This is a genomic window from Bartonella sp. CL25QHWL (assembly GCF_042195335.1).
Lineage (GTDB): Bacteria > Pseudomonadota > Alphaproteobacteria > Rhizobiales > Rhizobiaceae > Bartonella.
Genome location: NZ_JBHIOE010000011.1, coordinates 55,919 through 74,395 on the forward strand (window position 1 = coordinate 55,919; position 18,477 = coordinate 74,395).

Here is an 18,477-nt window from a genome sequence, read left to right on the forward strand (position 1 = left end):
ATGATTAACTTTGCTCCATGCGAATAAGGTCAATTTTTTCAATCATTCAAATAGGCATTCTTCTTTAAAGAAAACACCATAAAATAATAAAAGGCAAAAAATATAAAAAAGCTTTCAAAAAATAATGTTACCATTTGAAAGGAAATATGCATGAAAGAAAATACAGAACATTATGCCTCTTCCTCACAGGAAAAATTGCAAGAACAACACTCTGCAATTAGTGCAGCCATTTCAAAGCAAATCAATGAAGCATCGCAGAATTTCTTTTATCCCAATAGCAAGGTGCTTAAAAATAAATACCGCATCAAAGAGCAAGAAATATTAAAAGAACGATGTTGTGATGATGTAAAGAAAGAAATGATAAAACTGCGTCAAGAACCTCTACCTGAGCAGTTTAATTCCTCCTATCTAAAATATCTTCATCAACGCCTCTTTTCCCGTGCATTTGAATGGGCCGGACAAACACGCGAAGAGCCTTTTACATTTGAAGATGGTACTGTTGCTTCTATGCCCATTTTGAAAAGAAAAGAATTTACAAAACCTTTTGCGATTGGCAGAAAAATACAGAAGGGACTAGAAAAGTTAGATAAAACGCTTTCTGAAAAGAATAATTTACAAGGCTTAACGCGCGAAGAATTCGTTGAACAAGCCGCTGGAATAATGATAGATTTGCACCACTTGCATCCTTTCAGAGAGGGCAATAGGCGCACAAAGAGACTGTTTGTTGAAAAACTCGCTCAAGCAGCAGGACATGAGCTAGACTTTTCTCTTGTGAGCAAAAAACGTAAAGACTTTGTCCGCGCCGCTGCCATGGAACATGGCGATCCAGAGCCTATGAAGCATCTGCTTGAGGATATCTCAAATCCAGAAAAATTGCTCATTTTACAAGAATTTACCAACTCTATGAGAAAGCTTGGATTGGATGAAAAAAATTATTATCTCGCTGTCGTCGCAAAAGAAGGAGAAACCTATCATGGTACCTACAGAGGCAGTGGACCCAATGGCTTCATGCTTGATGCCAACGGGACTTTCATCTTAGGAAATAAAAAAGATCTCACCCCAGAGCAAATACAGACATTAAAAATCGGTGACGCCCTCTCCTTTACAGCGCCCAAAACTCAAAACCCAGAAAAAAACATTGCTTCCAGAAAAAAAAGAGCCGTTCTCACAAACGATGAAATAACTGAAAAGAGCAAAGACAACGCATCCATTCAAACAAAGAAAAAAGAAAAAGCCCATTTTTCACCATGGAGTGCCCCTCATGCTTTACATGACAGCATTGAAGTTATGCCCGAAAATTTGCAAGAACAAGAACAAATGACCAAACCAATTGCTCAATCTGCTTCCTCTATGAGGCAAATGCAAAAAGATTTCCAAAAAAACATTTTACAGACCAGCAATACAGCGACAAATAATCCAATATCTGTCCAAATGACAAAGGAAAAACGCTCTGATCATCAAGAAAGAATGAAACAGCCCCCAAAAAAAGCAATGGCATACTGGGACACTGGTACAAAAAAAACGGACACCGTCCCTCTCACCTTACAGGAGAAATTATCCTCATCGCCTCAAACCGAAGAAAATAAGACAATGTACCGTAATTTCTTTTGCCCTAATAGTATCACCTTAAAAAATAAATATGGAATAAACGACTATAAAAAATTAAAAGTGCAATGTGCCCATGATACAACAAAAGCAATCATTCATCTACGCCAAGAAGCGCCACCGCAAAAACTAACTTCCACATATCTCCAATATATTCATCACACCCTATTTAAAAATACTTTTGAATGGGCCGGACAAACACGCGAAAAACCATTTACATTTGAAGATGGTACCGTTGCTTATATGCCAATGATGAAAAAAGCTGGGATTTCTTTTGCCTCAGCAAAACAGATACAAGAGGGACTAGAAAATTTAGATAAAATACTTGCTGAAACGAATAGTTTAAAAGGCTTAACCCGCGAAACATTTATTGAACATGTCACTGAAATGTTGATACAGCTCAACTATACGCATCCCTTCAGAGAAGGTAATGGACGCACACAACGAATGTTTTTTGAAAAACTTGGGCAAGTTGCTGGCCACACACTCGACTTTTCTCTTGTAACAGAAAAACGCATGAATCTTGCCAGCATTGCATCGCTAAAACATAACGATAAGGAAGAGATGAAACATCTGCTTGAAGATATCTCAAATCCAGAAAAAATACTTATTTTAAAAGAATTCATGGACAATATGAAACATATCGGATTTGAGAGTCTTCATAATCATCTTATTATAACAGCAAAAGAAGGTCATACCTATAAAGGCTTCTACAGAGGCAGTGGGTCCAATGGCTTCATGCTTGATGCCAACGGGATTTTCATCTTGGGAAATAAAAAAGATCTCACCCCAGAGCAAATACAGACATTAAAAATCGGTGACGCCCTCTCCTTTACAGCACCAAAAGTTCAAAACCAGCAAGAAGTGCTTATCCCCGCACAAACAATAGCCCCCCTTACCAACAATGAAATTGCCACAAGGATAAAAAACAACGCATCCATTCAAGCAAGAAGAAAAGAAATCGAAACTTTGTGTCAAATCATTTATGGCAATCGTCATATTTTGCAGGAAAGAATTGAGATGATCCATGAAAATCATACTGAAGGAGAACAGCTCACCTATCAAATTACCACCTCTCCCCAATCTATTTCTAAGCTTTCTGGTAGCAATGTATTTGGCATAAAAAACAACGCGCGTGCCCATGCTGAAGCAAATATTTTGCCCCTCTGTAGAGCCATTGATCGTTATATCAATATTTTTAAACAAACAGAAAGAGACATTCTCCATACCCATCATGTAAAACAAAGGCGGTGTGAACAGTCGGTAAAAATTCCTGAGGCTTGGATGAAAAATCTCTTTTCCTTGTCAAAAGCACAACAGCAAGAAACTTTATCAAACTCTCCTGAATTAAGGGGGGAGATAAGGACTTATATCAAAAAAATCAATGAGCGCTTATCCTCAAGCGAGCATGAAGCTATAAAGGAAAATAATCCTGAAAAACTTGCGAAGAGTCTTGGTACATCAACCGTTAAAGCAAAAGAGATTATGGAAATAATCAAGCAGATAAAAGAGATAGAACAGCATATACAACCCATGTATTTTTATAACCATAAATTCGATGAGCGCTTAGCACCAAACCAGTATCAATCTATCCAGCATCAATCTATAAAGAAAAATAATGAAAAAAAATGTTCCAACACTCTCGATAAAGAAGCAATTAAAGTGCAAAAAATGACAGAAAACGTCAATCAGAGTCCTAAAAGACAAGAAAATATTCAACCTCACAAAACAGAGCACACAAAAGCAATGGCAATGAATATCTAAAGGGTCCATAAACTTTAACTTTTTTGCCCTCTCTGGTAAAAATGATAGCCTTTACCCCCCCTGCCTTCATCGGCAAATCAATCGACCTCAACGAGAATGGAAACCATGAGAGAGCAATTTTATCTTATTTTTTCAGATGTTATCCTCATCAACTGTGAAAAGAAACCTGAACAGGAAAAATAAAAGGATCAATCATTTTTGAAAATGATAATGAATCACTTTCATTACCTGTCGTGCTAAAAACAGACAAAATGCTGTTGAAAAATCACATCTTCCTATCCTTTTGTTTATGTAATCTCTAAAATGAAAAGGCAGCCAAATTTGGAGAGAACATAAAGCCGTAAAAGTGAAAACCAATCACCAGCTTTACCATCACCTTTTAGCTCAACCTTACGACTTTTTAAAACATCTAAAGCGCTGTTTTTTAAATAATGGAAATTGCACATTGTTTCATGCTTTTATTTTATTTGCGTTCTTTAAATAGGGTCATGCCCCTCACGTAAAACAGTACGGTATTGGGTTGCATTATTCACGACATCAAAACATAAAGAGAAATTATCATTATATATCCTTATATGTCTCTTAAAACTGTTATGATATTTCTCCCATATTCCAGTTTGAAAAAGAAATTTTAATTATTTTATGGCAACAATAAAAATTTTAATGCAACAGTAAACAAGGAGCATAAAAAAGTCTTCAAGCACCATTGTTGACAGAGAGATAAACACCGTCGTAAAACGCTTTCCAAAAGTATCCTTGATTAGGATAGAGATCAGATTTTTACGATTTAAAACGGTTTATTTCTCCTGTCATCGCTTCTCTTTTACAACAAAGTTGATATATCTTTATGACATTGATTAAAAAAATTGCAACAGTTGCTTCCGGAACCCTTATGAGCCGTATTTTTGGCTTCGTACGCGAAATGCTTATGGCAGCAGCCCTAGGGACAGGTCCTGTTTCTGATGCCTTTAACGCTGCTTTTCGTTTTCCCAACACATTTCGTCGTTTTTTTGCTGAAGGTGCCTTTAACGCTGCTTTCATTCCTCTTTTTGCAAAAAAAATCACTGAAGAAGGTCACGAAACGGCATGCAAATTTGCAGAAGAAGTCTTTGGCGTTCTCTTTTCGCTGCTCTTACTGTTAACGATTGCGATGGAACTGAGTATGCCTTTTTTGGTACGAACCATTATTGCCCCAGGTTTTACCGAAGATGCAACAAAATTTAACGCTACCATTCACTTTACTGCAATCATGTTTCCCTATTTAACCTGCATGTCGCTTGCTGCCATGATGGGGGGCATGCTTAATGCTCTGCGACGCTATTTTATTGCCGCCATTGCCCCACTCTTTTTAAACATTATTCTGATTGGTGTGCTTGCCTATGCTTGGATCTATAAACTTGACGCTTGGCATATCGGCTTAAATCTCTCTTGGGGTGTATTAGCAGCAGGGCTTCTTCAACTCACCTTAATTGCCCTTGCTTTGCGTCAAAGTGGAATGAAAATTTCCTTCCGCCAGCCCCATTTAAGTCCTAATGTTCGCAAGCTATTAACTTTAGCATTCCCAGCAGCCATTACGGGTGGCATCACACAAATCAATTTGCTCATTAATACCAACATTGCTTCTAGTCAATCGGGTGCTGTCTCTTCTTTGATGTACGCTGATCGTCTTTACCAATTGCCTTTAGGCGTAATCGCCATTGCCGTTGCAACCGTTCTTTTACCAGAATTAACACGCGCTCTGCGGAGCAAAAAGCATAAAGAAACCCACCATTTACAAAATCGCTCTATTGAATTAACATTGTTGTTAACACTTCCAGCATCCATTGCTTTTTTGCTGCTCTCCACTCCCATTGTCAGTTTGCTCTTTGAGCGAGGACAATTTACCAGTCAATCAACACACCATGTTGCACAATTACTAGAACTTTATGGATTAGGACTTCCAGCTTTTGTTCTTATTAAGGTCTTTATTCCTAATTTTTTTGCCCATGAAGATACCAAAACACCGATGATTTTTACAGGTATTTGCGTTTTCATCAATATCAGTCTCGCCTTAACATTATTTCCTATTCTATCTGCACGAGGCATTGTTATTGCTGAAATTACCTCTGGATGGGCCAACACCCTGTTGCTGTGGAGTGTCCTTATCAAACGCGGTTATTGGAAATACGACTTCCAACTGATAAAGCGAATATTATGTCTCATGATGGCAACTCTTTTGAGTGCACTAGCCCTCTATTACGGATTGAATGTGTGTGTTTTTTTGTCTTTTCCTTTATCCTCACAAGCATCATTTTTCTTGCGCGCGATCACCTTAGCTGGGATCATGATTGGCATATTTTTGATCTATTTTAGTGCCTATTTTTTATTCAACACCCGTTCCTTTTTTCACACGCTTAAAAATTTGAAAAAACGCTCATAATATCTATACTTTGTCAAAAACAATAAAATGAATAACCTTAATTGAAGAAAGAGCACTCCTATGGATACCTTCACACCACTTGTCTTTTCCGGCGTACAACCGAGTGGTCATTTACATCTTGGCAATTATCTTGGAGCCATTCAGCGTTGGGTTGAACTGCAAAACTCTCATCACTGCCTCTATTGTGTTGTGGATATGCATGCGCTCACAGTCAACCCAGATCCCCTTACTTTACGCGAATCCACCAAAACAGTGACAGCAGCCTTTTTAGCCTCCGGTATTGATCCTCAAAAACACATTATTTTTAACCAATCACGTGTTTTTCAACATGCTGAACTCGCCTGGATTTTTAATTGTGTTGCCCGTATTGGCTGGCTTCAACGCATGACACAATTTAAAGATAAAGCAGGAAAAGATCGCGAAAAAGCATCCCTAGGGCTTTTTGCCTATCCCACTTTGATGGCCGCTGATATTTTAGTCTATCGTGCAACGCATGTTCCAGTAGGCGAAGATCAAAAACAGCATGTTGAACTCACACGCGATATTGCACAAAAATTTAACAACGACTATGCACAGCGTATTGCCGAATTAAATTTTGGTATCTCTATGCAAACAGATGAAGAAAAAAGACAAGGCTTTTTTCCCCTCCCAGAGGCGCTTATTGGAACAACAGCCACACGCGTTATGTCTTTGCGCGATGGGACGAAAAAAATGTCAAAATCAGATCCTTCAGATTTTTCACGCATTAATTTGACCGATGATGCTGATCTTATCGCAAAAAAAATACGCAAAGCCAAAACGGATTCGGCTCCTCTTCCCGATACCCTCACCGCTTTAAAAGAACGACCAGAAGTGGACAACCTGCTTGGTATTTATGCTGCCTTTGCCAAAGTTAGCAAAGAAAAGATTCTTTTAGAATTTTCTGGTCAACAATTTTCGCATTTTAAAACAGCTCTAGCCGACCTTGTTGTCCATAAGCTTGCCCCTATAACAGAAGAATTACGTCGACTTCATCAAGAAAGTGATTATATCGACTCTGTTTTGCATGATGGCGCTAAACGTGCTAGTATGCTCGCAGAAGAAAATATGAAAAAAATTCGTGAAATTATTGGATTTTTGCACGATACATAAAAATAATAAAACTAAAAACTGTAGAGAGCAAAAAAATCGTTTGTACAAAATAGAGAAAGTGCATGATTTCCAAACCCAAAAATCCGAAAAAAGAACCAAAGAAAAAAAACTTAGTCATTATCGATGAAACACCAGAGTGTCGGCGTGCCGTTGCGTTTGCCGCACAACATGCCCAAAACACCAGTAGAACATTGGTATTACTTTGTGTCGTTGATAGTGTAGAATTTCAACATTTTCTGGGTGTAAACAACGTTATGCGCACAGAATCAAAGCAAAGTGCTCATAAAATATTAGGAGACATTGCCAGTGAAGTCCGCACCACCCATGCGCTTGAAACAGAAATAGTGGTGCGTGAAGGAAAAAAAATTGATGAGATTTCCAAACTGATCGACGAAGATAAAAGGATTGCACTAATTGTTTTAGCAGCCAGTGGACATACAGAAGGACCAGGACCCCTTGTTCAATTAATCGGGAATAAAGGAACAGCTTTTTCAATCCCTGTCATTGTTATTCCTAGCAATCTTGCCGATGAAGATATTAGATCTATTGCCTAAAAAATATAATATTCTACAATGTAAGATCTTCCCAATCCTTCATTATAAAAGGAGAATCTATGTTTATTCAAACTGAAACCACCCCAAACCCTGCAACTCTTAAATTCTTGCCAGGACGCGTGGTTCTTTCTGAGGGCGTATTAGAATTTCGTGACCCTGAAGAAGCAGCTAAAAACTCACCTTTGGCGGCTAAACTGTTTAATATTCCCAATATCAATGGTGTTTTTTTAGGCTATGATTTTATCACCGTAAGCAAAAAAGAAGGGGAATGGCAACATCTCAAGCCCGTCATTTTAGGCACAATCATGGAACATTTTCTATCCAATGAGCCAGTGATCACCACCAACGCTACAACACAAGCACAAACCCATGCCCTTAACGAAGAATTTTATGACGAAAAAGATGCTGATATTGTCTTAACCATTAAAGATCTGCTTGAAACGCGTATCCGCCCAGCGGTTGCCAATGATGGTGGAGACATTACTTTTCGCGGATTTGAAAATGGTATTGTTTATCTCAATATGCGGGGCTCCTGCGCTGGATGTCCCTCTTCAACGGCAACTCTCAAACATGGTATTGAAAACCTTTTACGTCATTTTATCCCTGAAGTTTTAGGCGTTGAAGCCATGCCACAATAAATATTGACCTCAATAGATAAAATAACCACACCGATTGCCCCTCTTCAACAGCGCTCAAACATGGAATGTAAAGATCTTACGTCATTTTATTCCTGAAATTTTAGAAGTAAGCTATGCAGCCATAAAGATAGAGTACTGTTAAAAAAATCTGTCCAATAATGATACCTTCACTCACCTTTCACCTCCACATATGCCTTAAAAAGATTTCAAAGCCCCCTTTAAGAAGCATAAGTTATTTCAACAAACCAATCGTACACAGAAGTACAATGCATGGGTGTGCACTTTAAATTTATTTTGTTTTATAATCTTGTCATGCAATTTTAACGAGGAAAACACGACCTCGTTACAAAAAAAGAAAACCCAAAAAAGAAAACATTGTAAGATAGAGTGCTCATTTGCTCTATCTTTCTCAGTGCTTCCAACGACAAATCACGCAAAATACTCCTTGTAGCAAGCCGGCACCATCATCATATCTGCCAGCCCCTAATGATGCGACAGCTCTTTCATTAAGACGATTCATAAGAGTCATTTTAATCCTTTCTTTCCTCATTTTTACCCACACACCAGCCCCGCTTGTGGTGTGCAAGCAAGTGATTTTAATTGATTCAACATGGAACAGATTTGAAATGAGAGAATCCCACGTTATTCGGGGTTCTAATTCAATATGAATAACGCTAATTTACTATTATAAATCAATATGTTGTTTCAGCCACTCGACAAAGATCACATTTTGCAACTTGCAATGAGAATTCTGACATTCTTCTTATTTCAATTCTGTTTTTATTGCATCAATCAAAATCGTCCGCTTACACAGCACAAACTGGATAATAACAAAAACTATTTTTAATAGCTCTTATGTACACTTTTATAAGAGACTGTTGCAGTACTAAGAGCTGGAAAATGCATGGCAATAAGACCTTATCAAGATCATAGCGTCCTTTTTCCATTCTTAAAATCAAGAATTCCCCCCCTATCATTTTCAATCTCATTTCCATAAACATGACGCAAAAATATAACTACCTGTAAAAAATAAATACATTGAAGCCAGATCTATTATGGTTGTTTGAAAAATTATCTGATACAAAAAATGAGAATATTTTTTCAATTCAGCAGGAATAAGTTTGTCTACTTTACGGTATTGTTCTTCTCATAAAGCGCATACTTTTATTGTTGCTTGTGAGTCAACATCCAGTCCCCCATACCGCATATTAAAAGAAAAAGACAGAGTCGCTATTTCTCTGCGATACATGGCTTTGCAATAAAGGAAAACATATTGCTTCTATCTGATTGGTGTAATCTATGAAACAAGAAAAGAAGCCACTGGAGGAAAATATGCCCAATTAGAGAAGAATGTAAAAATAGAAAACCAACGAAATCCAAAAACAATTGCAAGAGGACAAATGCTTAAACTTTTTTCACAAACTCCGACTTTAAACTCATCTGACCAATCCCTGGAATTTTGCAATCAATATTATGATCTCCATCCACCAAGCGAATATTCTTTACCTTAGTACCACCTTTTAAAACAGATGAAGCGCCTTTTACTTTCAGATCTTTTATCACCATAACGGTATCTCCGTTTGTTAAAATCTGACCATTGGCATCATAAACAGTATTGACAAGAACCGTATCATCGTTTTTTTGCGGCCATTCATGTGCGCATTCAGGACACACAAATTTTTCACCATCTTCATAAGTATAAAGACAATCACAACGAGGACATTTGGGATATTGGGTCATAAATTCCCCTTATTAAAAGAAAAATCATTCATTATGACTGGTCATAAAGCAAGAAGTGCTTATTGTCCATTATTTTAGAAAAACATTTCCCTTTGTTTCAATCCTCATCTGCCAACTGTGTTCATGAATGCTATCATCACACACCATACATGAGTTTATAAAAATGATTGATCATTATATAACTTAAATGAGCCCCCGCATATCATAAAATTTACTCACTTCATTCTCTCTAATAAATTAATCAAAATCATTTTCTTACACATCAGCAATACAATTAACGAATGAATAAAAAACAATTAGAAAAGGAACATCTCTGAATAAAAACGCTTCCAAAGAGCTAAAAACTGAGAAACAAGAAAATGATAGCCTCAACTTGACCTTTTATTTAAGTAAAGCATTCATAATGTTAGAGAACAAACTAATTTATGATCATAGTTAATGGTTTTGTATATTGAATGAGAGCCGATAAATAAGCTGAGATTCTCTCAACCCCTTTTACATTGAAACAACCAAAGCCTTTTGTTTGCATGTTACAAGTAGGAAAATCCGTGTAAAACGATTATCCAAAATACTAAACACTCTCAAATATAAGAGCCAACATTGAAAGCGGGCAAAGTGAATGATGGTGCCGTCTTACTCTCTCATAAGCGTAAAAATGGTGCTGCTCAATGGATGGATGGCCGGTTATCCCTTTCAAAGCAACACGCATAAGATGCGTTTTTAGCGTCTTGAGAGAGAAGCTTCTTTAAAACAAACATATGAAATGTGCAACAATGATCGTATTTTGTTTTGTATGAGAAACATTCCCCTATTAAACAAAAATTTCTATCAAGCCATTGAGCAAACCCATTGGACATAAATGCTCCGATTATGCTCGATTATAATTTCCTACAGCATTTAGTTTTAAGAATCCGGCAGTTTTAGGAATCCGATTGATATGGAAAGGTGGAAAAAACAAGTCTCGCCTAAAAATAGAGTTAAGCTCTGGCTTATGCACATAAAATCACGCCCCTAAAATCACATCCATGTGATCAATCATCATACCTTTACAAAAAAACATTCCAATGATCTTAGGTGATAATATCAGGACGATCTCGCCCCAATGCTTGTTGTATGTTTAACAGTTTTAGTGCCACCTGTTGCAAAGGTTGGAGAACTTCTTGCGGATTAAAATTGTGTTTGCGCGGATCACTTTCATACTGTTCAAAATAAAGTCGTAAAGTAGCACCTAGCGTCCCTGTTCCCGACAAACGAACCACCAACCGTGCTCCATTCTCGAAAAAAATACGGATACCTTGCCGCGTGCTAACGCTCTGATCAACAGGATCATGATATGTAAAATCATCTGCTTTTTTGACGAAAAATCCAGCAATTTCAGTTCCTGCATGTGGTAAGTGCGAACGCAAATGCTCTAGTAATGCCAAAGCTTTATCTGCTTCGACTTCTTCATAATCATGCCGTAACGTGTAAAAACGCCCATAGGTGGACCAATGCTGTTGAACAATTTGTGCGACAGTTTTTTCTGTTACCGCTAAAAGATTTAACCAAAATAGGACAGCCCATAAACCATCTTTTTCGCGGATGTGATGAGAGCCAGTTCCAAAGCTTTCTTCACCACAAAAGGTTACTTTCCCCGCATCCAAAAGGGTTCCAAAAAACTTCCATCCCGTTGGCGTTTCAAAAAAGTTTAATCCGTGTTTTTCCGCAACTAAATCAGCAGCACGCCCCGTTGGCATAGAACGCGCTATCCCCACAACACCTTTTCGATATCCTTTAATAAGGTGTGCATGTTCAGCCATAATAGCCAAAGAATCCGAAGGCGAGACAAATTGCCCACGACCAATAATGAGGTTACGATCTCCATCACCATCAGAGGCTGCGCCAAGATCTGGTCCTTGCTCTGACATCAATAAATCATAAAGAGCCTTGGCATAAACCAAATTGGGATCTGGATGACCGCCTCCAAAATCTGGCAAAGGAATACCATTAACCACTGTCCCTTCAGAAAATCCTAAGCATTTTTCAAAAATTTCATGAGCATAAGGCCCTGTTACCGCATGCATGGCATCAAACCGTAAAGTAAGACCTCGAGCAACGGCCTTAGCAATACAGTCAAAATCAAAAAGCTCCTGCATCAAAGAAACATAATCAGCGACAGGATCGATAATATCAATCCGCATGGCTCCCATAAAGACCGTACCTTGCCTATCTAAATCAATATCTGGTGCTTCAAGAATTTTATAAAAGGAAAGACGTTGCGATGTTGCAAAAATAGCATCACATAAAGAATTAGGAGCCGGTCCACCATTGGAAACATTGTATTTGATACCACAATCTCCCTCTGGACCACCAGGATTATGGCTTGCAGAAAGAATAAGTCCACCATGGGCATGAGTTTTACGAATAAGATGCGAAACAGCAGGTGTAGAAAGAATACCGCCCCTTCCCATTTTAATACAAGAAACACCATGCGCCGCCGCCATCTTCAACACAATCTGAAGAAGAGTACGATTAAAAGTGCGCCCATCTCCCCCAAGAATCAACATTTTTCCTTCAAGAGGCCCAATGTTATCAAAAAGAGACTGTATAAAGTTTTCTACATAATGGGGTTGTTGAAAAACAGACACTTTTTTGCGCAAACCAGACGTTCCCGGTTTTTGCCCCTCAAAAGCCGTGGTTAAAACTGTCTTTATGGTCATATCAATACCTTTATATGATTTCCTATAATTTTAAGGTGAAGAGTATCCAAAGTCGACCATTAATTCTACTTGACGGAAGTGTGAAATATTTGCACACTCGTTAGAAGTAAGAATTTTTAAAGAAGCCCTTTTGTTTAAAACGCTTTTTGCCATATGTTTTTAAATACGAAGGCTGTTTTAAAACAAAATTTTCGTAAAAGAATACAGGAGCATCATGATGATGAAAAAAACAGTTCCCAATGTAACATTCCACACACGCGTACGCGATGAATCAATGGCTGGAGACAATCCTTATCGGTGGCAAGAAGTTAACAGCGATGCTTACTTTAAAGGAAAGCGTGTTATTCTTTTTTCTCTTCCTGGAGCTTTTACCCCTACTTGCTCAACCTTTCAGCTGCCTGATTTTGAAAAACTCTATGATGAATTTAAACAAGCGGGTATTGATGAAATTTATTGCCTTTCCGTCAATGATGCTTTTGTCATGAATGCTTGGGGAAAAGCACAAAATATCAAAAACGTGAAATTAATTCCCGATGGCTCTGGTGAATTCACACGCAAAATGGGTATGCTGGTTGCAAAAGACAATGTTGGTTTCGGCATGCGATCATGGCGCTATGCAGCTGTTATTAATGATGGTGTGGTTGAACAATGGTTCGAAGAAGCAGGTTTTTCAGATAATTGTGCAACAGATCCTTATGAAGTTTCTTCACCACAACATGTTTTAGAAGCCTTGAAAAGCTAATTCCCCCAATCGTCTATTTAAACAAAATTTTACGACACAAATTTCCTGAGGAGGAAGATTTGTGTCGTTTACTTTTTACAACATCTATTCGTGAAAACAGACACGATAAGTTGATTGTGCGCCTTCTGTGAGAAAATATTACAGCAATAATTTTTTCAATAAATATTTCATGCTTTAACGGCTTTGAAAAAACTTGAAAAATTGCTGATGAAAAATCTGGACCCGTTGTGGGGCTAAAAAATCAAAGAGTTAAAAGCTGTTGCACGCTATCAAAAAATGGGGATGCAATTGCCAAATGCGCAAATTCATGCAAAACTCTCTCAGAAACATCAAGGACTAACGTATTGATGAAATATGCAAGATCAATGCTAAATTTCTCATACTGAGAAAAACTTTGTATCGAACAATACTTTGATTTATAAAGATAATTTATAATTTTGCATATTGAATGAGAGGAGCCGAATATCATAAAATTGTTTTATTTTATCCCTTCTTATATTGAATCCCTTAAAACTATTTTCTTGCTCATTAGCAAGTGGGATTGGCATATGAATAAACGATTAAAAAGAGTAAAAATACCTCTCGTAAACGCGCCAAAATACAAGAGCTATGAACATCATTACTGCAAAGTTTACAAAAGTATCAAGAAAGAAAATACAGATCAAACATTTGTTTGAAGAGGTGCACAGTTCAAATTAACTTATGTCTCATAAAAAGAAGAAAATATGGCATAAAAACCGCTCTGCATAAAGAACCATTCATGGAGAATATTAAATCAAAACAGATCCCGCAAACATTCCAATTCACATACCATAAACAGACTCATTGCTGTTCTCATAGCTATTTATTCTAAGCTTTTATTTTTCTCTAAGAGAAAAACGGTTAAAGGAGTTGTTTATTCGGGTATTCTACCGTAAAGTGTGCTTCTATCTCTTCCTCTTCATCGAACTCAAAATCTTCATCACATTCAGGAAGACCAAAAATATCTGGATTGATGAAATAACAATCTTTTTTTGTCCCCTTCGCTACAATTTTATTCTTTTCTAATTCTTTGATACCTTCTTTAAAACTTTCAAAATTAAGATATTCTGGTTCTTGAATTGAAAGATCGCAAGTCAAAAATTCCTCAAGAATATCATGATCCAATGTTATCTGATCAAACCATAAATCCACATCATCCCCCTCATCTAACATTTTCCCTATCTGCCACAACATCACAAAAAATGCTTTCATACCACTAAATGATAGCCCAAAAATCATACGCCGACATGACGAGGCGCCTGAAAAGGTAATTTGCGGAAGATCTTCAAATCCGAAATTTGAAGGAGGAAGTTTAAATGACTTTCCAATATTCTCAGGTCTTTCAAGAATAAAGGGATTTCGTTCATAGAGCAGAGTAAAATCATATTGGACCATTTTCATTTCTCCATTAAAGAGTTGATTTTATGAAATAATACATATTATCAGTAAGTTACCATTATGGCAGCTGACAATTCATCCAAACATGCTCCTGTAAAAAATTGTTCGATTTAAGTCATTCCATTGTTTTTTGAAGCTTAAAAAGTCTTTTAGGATAAAACGCTCTAGTTCTCCCTCCTTTTGCAATAAGACTAGATTTTGTAATGTCCAAGAAGAGAACATCAAAGGATTTGATGCTCATAGATGAGAATTCAAAGATGAAGCCAATATGAACTTGTCAATATTTTTATAAACTTTTGCAGAAGCGTTACGTGAAACCCTTTAATTTTCTCAGAGTTTTTTCTTCGTTAAAATTTTTTTGCTCATTTTAACGCATTATCATCGCATCCTCAGAAGGGCACATTTTATAGCAAATAGCGCTTATTTACCTCTTTAAAAATCTCTCTTTTATTCCGCACGCACTCCAAAAACTCGATTTTGAACGCGTGCGTCAGCACGTGTAAACGAGCAAAGTACAAATTTAAAAAATTGAGTTTCAAATTTCCAAAATATTTCGAACAATCACTTGTATAAAGACTTTTACCATTATCATTTTTGAGCTGCTAAAATATCCTGTACCGTTTTGACCAATTGATCTTCATCAACCGTCACTTGTGCTGGTCGACTTTCACGCCATGTTTGATTATCCTTAATTTCATGAGATAACCGCGCCCCTTCAATCAAATCTTTGATCTGTATTTTTCCACTCTCACGTTCTTGTGAGCCTTGGATAACCACACAAGGCGCTTGGCGTCGATCTGCATATTTCATCTGCGCTTTTATCCCCGATGCCCCCAAATAGAGCTCAGCACGAATTCCGGCACCACGCAACTGCATCACCATTTTTTGATAACCAGCAACCGCCTCTGGCTCTTTATCCATCATCAGCACAACAACCGGCCCTGTTGACTCTTTCATAGGCAACTTTCCAAGATTTTGCAAAGCAGCGATCAAGCGTGAGACCCCGATTGAAAAACCTGTTGCTGGAATGTTTTCACCACGAAAGCGTGCCACCAATCCATCATAGCGCCCACCACCACCAACGGAGCCAAAAACAACTTTCTGCCCATCATCATTGAAAACATCAAAAAGCAACGTAGCCTCAAAAACAGGACCTGTATAATAATCCAGTCCACGCACCACCGATGGATCAATCTTGATACGATTCTGAATGCCATTTGCGACAAAAATTGCTTGCATTTCCTCAAGCTCACGAATTCCCTCACGCCCTTGAACATGATCACCAACCACTTCTTTAAGAACCTCAAGCGTTTCTTCTGCTGTTTCAGCTCCAGCAACAGTTAAGGTAAGAATACACTCAATCTCTTTATCCTTAAGCTCCGCCCCTTTTGTAAAGTCACCACTTTCATCCAAACGCCCTTTTCCCAAAAGCAAACGCACCCCTTCAGAACCAAATTTATCCAGTTTATCAATTGCTCTTAAGACAGTTAAGCGCTTTTCAGCCTGCTCATTTCCCCCCAAACCAATTTTCTCTAAAACGCAATCGAGAATTTTTCTGTTGTTCAGACGAATGGCATATTCATGATGCTGAAACCCTAGTTTTTCCAAACTATCGGCTGCCATCATGCAAATTTCGGCATCAGCTGCAACCGTTGGTGTTCCAACAATATCCGCATCAAACTGCATAAATTGCCGAAACCGCCCTGGACCTGGTTTTTCATTGCGAAAAACAAAGCCAAGACGATAACTGCGATAAGGCTTTGGCAAAACTTCAAAATTCTCGGCAAAATAACGAGCAAGAGGCGCGGTAAGATCATAGCGCAAAGACATCCATTGCTCATCATCATCTTGTAGCGAAAAAACGCCCGCATTTGGACGATCTGAATCCGGTAAAAACTTACCCAGCACATCTGTATATTCAAAAATTGGAGTTTCTAGTGCTTCAAAACCGTAAAGTTCATAAACTTCACGAATTTGCGCAATCATTGTTTCAGTTGCATACAACTGTGCACTTGTACGATCCACAAAACCACGGGGTAAACGGGCTTTGGTTTTTTCTTGTTTTGATGACATGTTTTTCTCTAACAACAATATATATATTCACCGATAACGTGTGTCTATCTTATAGAAACAAACGCTGCAATAACTTTATCAACTGGAAACTGGTAACAATATGCATAAGCTTTTGCTTTTGAAGGATGTAAACCTTTACCCTTAAGGCAATCTACTGAAAATATTTGTACTTTCAATAGGAACATAGCCTCCCGCTCAACATGAAATGCCCGCTTAACATTCAATGAAAAGACATCCGCGCTTTTTGAACGAAACCACAAAGCAACTGTTGATTCTGGATAAATCGGAAACATCCCCCTCAAAAGCCCTCCCTCTCAAAATTCTTCAGATTTATTACAGATGCAAAAATCCTCAAGACATCAGTGTGCTTTGCGCTTGTTCTGCAAAATGATTGATAACATTTTTTAAATCAACAATATTTCGTCCAACATCTGTAATAGAGCGTGATACAGAGGGAATAACATTCTGCCAAAGTCTTTGTGGAAATTGATTTGCTAATTGTGTCATTGTTCCACCTTGGGCGCCAATACCCGGAACGAGAAACAGACTATTATTTAACTGCTCGATTGTGTCTTTTGATCCAGATCCTAATGTCGCTCCTATAACCGCACCTATGGGACCAATATTATGATGGAGAACCGGAGACTGAGAATTATAATCACAAATACACTGTGCTAGATGAAGAGAGAGTGTCTGATCACCAATAAGCGCATTTCGTATTTGTTTTCCCTCTGGATTAGAGGATTGAACAACCACAAAAACTCCTGCTCCTGTTTCTTCTGCAACCTTTATCAGAGGAATAAGAGCATCAAAACCCAAAAAAGGATTAACTGTGATGGCATCAGCTTTGAACGCACTGCTTGGACCCAGCCAAGCTTTACCATAGGCTTCAGCAGTAGAGCCAATATCTCCCCTCTTTACATCCGCCAGAACCAATATGCCTTGTTCGTGTGCATTTTCAATCAGTTCTTTGAGAGCTTGAAGACCTTCCACACCATATAATTCAAAAAATGCGACTTGCGGCTTTATAATCCCCACTTTACCCACAACCGCTGTTAAGAGGATATCACAAAAATCTTTTAGACCTTTATAATCAAAGCTTAGTTTCCACGATTGCAAAACTTTATGGCTCGGATCAAAGCCAATACAAAGAGGTCCATAGATTTCACGATTTTTAAAAAAAGTTGAACGAAACATTTTATATCCTAACAAGGTCTCTCTTTAAACTTTTTGATACAATCAAAAAGAAAACCATTTGTCAAAAGAATACAATAGCGAAAACACAAAGAAAGAGCTCTCTATACAAAATGTGCTTTTATTTATGAAACATAAATATATTCCCATTCGTAACGCTTATCATATGTTTATCGACCAAGACGTTGTCATGAGATAAAAATTCAAATTTATGAAAGAATATAAACAAAAAAGCATCCATATTATTATGACCTCATAAAGCCCTATAGGCGTACCTTGTCGTTTTCACACCCTTTTTTATGATCAACAAAAACTCTCTATGAACGCGTTTTAAACAAAAGTTTCAAAAGAAAATGCCCCACCATGATGATCTCGATCTTAACTTTAGATCTTTCCTATTCCTTTTTAGCGGCTCTTTATCCCTTTTGGAACATAATTTACAAAAAGGCATTGTATCTCCAGCATATTCAAGGAGATAAAACATGGAAACTCGCATTCC

The 18,477-nt window shown here is 37.7% G+C and carries 13 protein-coding genes and 1 pseudogene; 6 read left to right on the forward strand and 8 right to left on the reverse strand.

Translation table 11 applies throughout. The features are described from left to right. Window positions 1-150 precede the first annotated feature (150 nt). Window positions 151-3,369, forward strand: coding sequence for a BID domain-containing T4SS effector (locus ACFILY_RS07230; RefSeq protein WP_375637749.1), 3,219 nt, complete (start codon window positions 151-153; stop codon window positions 3,367-3,369). A 287-nt stretch (window positions 3,370-3,656) separates the two neighbouring features. Here the strand turns inward: ACFILY_RS07230 and ACFILY_RS07235 are convergent, their stop codons facing one another. Beyond that, entirely contained in the window at window positions 3,657-3,815 is a 159-nt protein-coding gene (locus ACFILY_RS07235; RefSeq protein ID WP_375637750.1) for a hypothetical protein, read from the reverse strand. Between the two features lie 401 nt (window positions 3,816-4,216). Between ACFILY_RS07235 and murJ the strand changes: the two genes are divergently transcribed. The 4 genes from murJ (at window position 4,217) to ACFILY_RS07255 (ending at window position 8,111) form a co-directional block, all read left to right on the forward strand. Next, window positions 4,217-5,788 (forward strand): murein biosynthesis integral membrane protein MurJ, encoded by a 1,572-nt coding sequence (murJ, locus tag ACFILY_RS07240; protein WP_375637751.1) that lies wholly within the window; start codon window positions 4,217-4,219, stop codon window positions 5,786-5,788. Between the two features lie 60 nt (window positions 5,789-5,848). Continuing rightward, window positions 5,849-6,919, forward strand: a complete 1,071-nt coding sequence (trpS, locus tag ACFILY_RS07245) for a tryptophan--tRNA ligase (protein WP_375631322.1) — start codon at window positions 5,849-5,851, stop codon at window positions 6,917-6,919. Between the two features lie 62 nt (window positions 6,920-6,981). Continuing rightward, window positions 6,982-7,473, forward strand: coding sequence for a universal stress protein (locus ACFILY_RS07250; RefSeq protein ID WP_273790942.1), 492 nt, complete (start codon window positions 6,982-6,984; stop codon window positions 7,471-7,473). A gap of 59 nt (window positions 7,474-7,532) precedes the next feature. Then, complete coding sequence (locus ACFILY_RS07255) at window positions 7,533-8,111, forward strand: NifU family protein (protein WP_273790941.1); 579 nt, start codon at window positions 7,533-7,535, stop codon at window positions 8,109-8,111. A 448-nt stretch (window positions 8,112-8,559) separates the two neighbouring features. Here ACFILY_RS07255 and ACFILY_RS07260 read toward each other — a convergent pair. From ACFILY_RS07260 to ACFILY_RS07270, 3 genes and pseudogenes are all read right to left on the reverse strand, one after another. Further along, a pseudogene (locus ACFILY_RS07260) lies at window positions 8,560-8,640 on the reverse strand (DUF4102 domain-containing protein); the annotation flags it as partial. Between the two features lie 875 nt (window positions 8,641-9,515). Then, window positions 9,516-9,851: a zinc ribbon domain-containing protein YjdM gene (locus tag ACFILY_RS07265; RefSeq protein ID WP_375637752.1), complete on the reverse strand. Its 336-nt coding sequence runs from the start codon at window positions 9,849-9,851 to the stop codon at window positions 9,516-9,518. 1,070 nt (window positions 9,852-10,921) lie between these two features. Next, on the reverse strand, window positions 10,922-12,550 hold the full coding sequence (locus ACFILY_RS07270) for an alpha-D-glucose phosphate-specific phosphoglucomutase (protein ID WP_375637753.1): 1,629 nt from the start codon (window positions 12,548-12,550) through the stop codon (window positions 10,922-10,924). Between the two features lie 217 nt (window positions 12,551-12,767). Between ACFILY_RS07270 and ACFILY_RS07275 the strand changes: the two genes are divergently transcribed. Next, window positions 12,768-13,292, forward strand: coding sequence for a peroxiredoxin (locus tag ACFILY_RS07275; RefSeq protein WP_375631347.1), 525 nt, complete (start codon window positions 12,768-12,770; stop codon window positions 13,290-13,292). Between the two features lie 882 nt (window positions 13,293-14,174). Here the strand turns inward: ACFILY_RS07275 and ACFILY_RS07280 are convergent. From ACFILY_RS07280 to pyrF, 4 genes are all read right to left on the reverse strand, one after another. Then, complete coding sequence (locus ACFILY_RS07280; RefSeq protein WP_375637754.1) at window positions 14,175-14,708, reverse strand: replication protein; 534 nt, start codon at window positions 14,706-14,708, stop codon at window positions 14,175-14,177. Window positions 14,709-15,299: 591 nt separating this feature from the next. After that, on the reverse strand, window positions 15,300-16,784 hold the full coding sequence (gene hisS / locus ACFILY_RS07285) for a histidine--tRNA ligase (RefSeq protein WP_375637755.1): 1,485 nt from the start codon (window positions 16,782-16,784) through the stop codon (window positions 15,300-15,302). A 44-nt stretch (window positions 16,785-16,828) separates the two neighbouring features. Then, a complete protein-coding gene (locus tag ACFILY_RS07290) occupies window positions 16,829-17,086 on the reverse strand; it encodes a hypothetical protein (protein WP_375657838.1) in 258 nt (85 codons plus the stop codon). 49 nt (window positions 17,087-17,135) lie between these two features. Continuing rightward, the gene (pyrF, locus tag ACFILY_RS07295; protein ID WP_375637757.1) at window positions 17,136-17,981 is read right to left on the reverse strand and encodes an orotidine-5'-phosphate decarboxylase; all 846 of its coding nucleotides are present in this window, start codon (window positions 17,979-17,981) and stop codon (window positions 17,136-17,138) included. Window positions 17,982-18,477 lie beyond the last annotated feature (496 nt).

Bases quoted from the DNA above. Each gene is read 5' to 3' on its own strand.
- ACFILY_RS07280 (WP_375637754.1), bottom strand. From the start codon at position 14,708: ATGGTCCAATATGATTTTACTCTGCTCTATGAACGAAATCCCTTTATT.
- trpS (WP_375631322.1), top strand. From the start codon at position 5,849: ATGGATACCTTCACACCACTTGTCTTTTCCGGCGTACAACCGAGTGGT.
- ACFILY_RS07235 (WP_375637750.1), bottom strand. From the start codon at position 3,815: ATGTGCAATTTCCATTATTTAAAAAACAGCGCTTTAGATGTTTTAAAA.
- pyrF (WP_375637757.1), bottom strand. From the start codon at position 17,981: ATGTTTCGTTCAACTTTTTTTAAAAATCGTGAAATCTATGGACCTCTT.
- ACFILY_RS07270 (WP_375637753.1), bottom strand. From the start codon at position 12,550: ATGACCATAAAGACAGTTTTAACCACGGCTTTTGAGGGGCAAAAACCG.
- ACFILY_RS07255 (WP_273790941.1), top strand. From the start codon at position 7,533: ATGTTTATTCAAACTGAAACCACCCCAAACCCTGCAACTCTTAAATTC.
- ACFILY_RS07250 (WP_273790942.1), top strand. From the start codon at position 6,982: ATGATTTCCAAACCCAAAAATCCGAAAAAAGAACCAAAGAAAAAAAAC.
- ACFILY_RS07265 (WP_375637752.1), bottom strand. From the start codon at position 9,851: ATGACCCAATATCCCAAATGTCCTCGTTGTGATTGTCTTTATACTTAT.
- ACFILY_RS07230 (WP_375637749.1), top strand. From the start codon at position 151: ATGAAAGAAAATACAGAACATTATGCCTCTTCCTCACAGGAAAAATTG.
- ACFILY_RS07275 (WP_375631347.1), top strand. From the start codon at position 12,768: ATGATGAAAAAAACAGTTCCCAATGTAACATTCCACACACGCGTACGC.
- hisS (WP_375637755.1), bottom strand. From the start codon at position 16,784: ATGTCATCAAAACAAGAAAAAACCAAAGCCCGTTTACCCCGTGGTTTT.
- murJ (WP_375637751.1), top strand. From the start codon at position 4,217: ATGACATTGATTAAAAAAATTGCAACAGTTGCTTCCGGAACCCTTATG.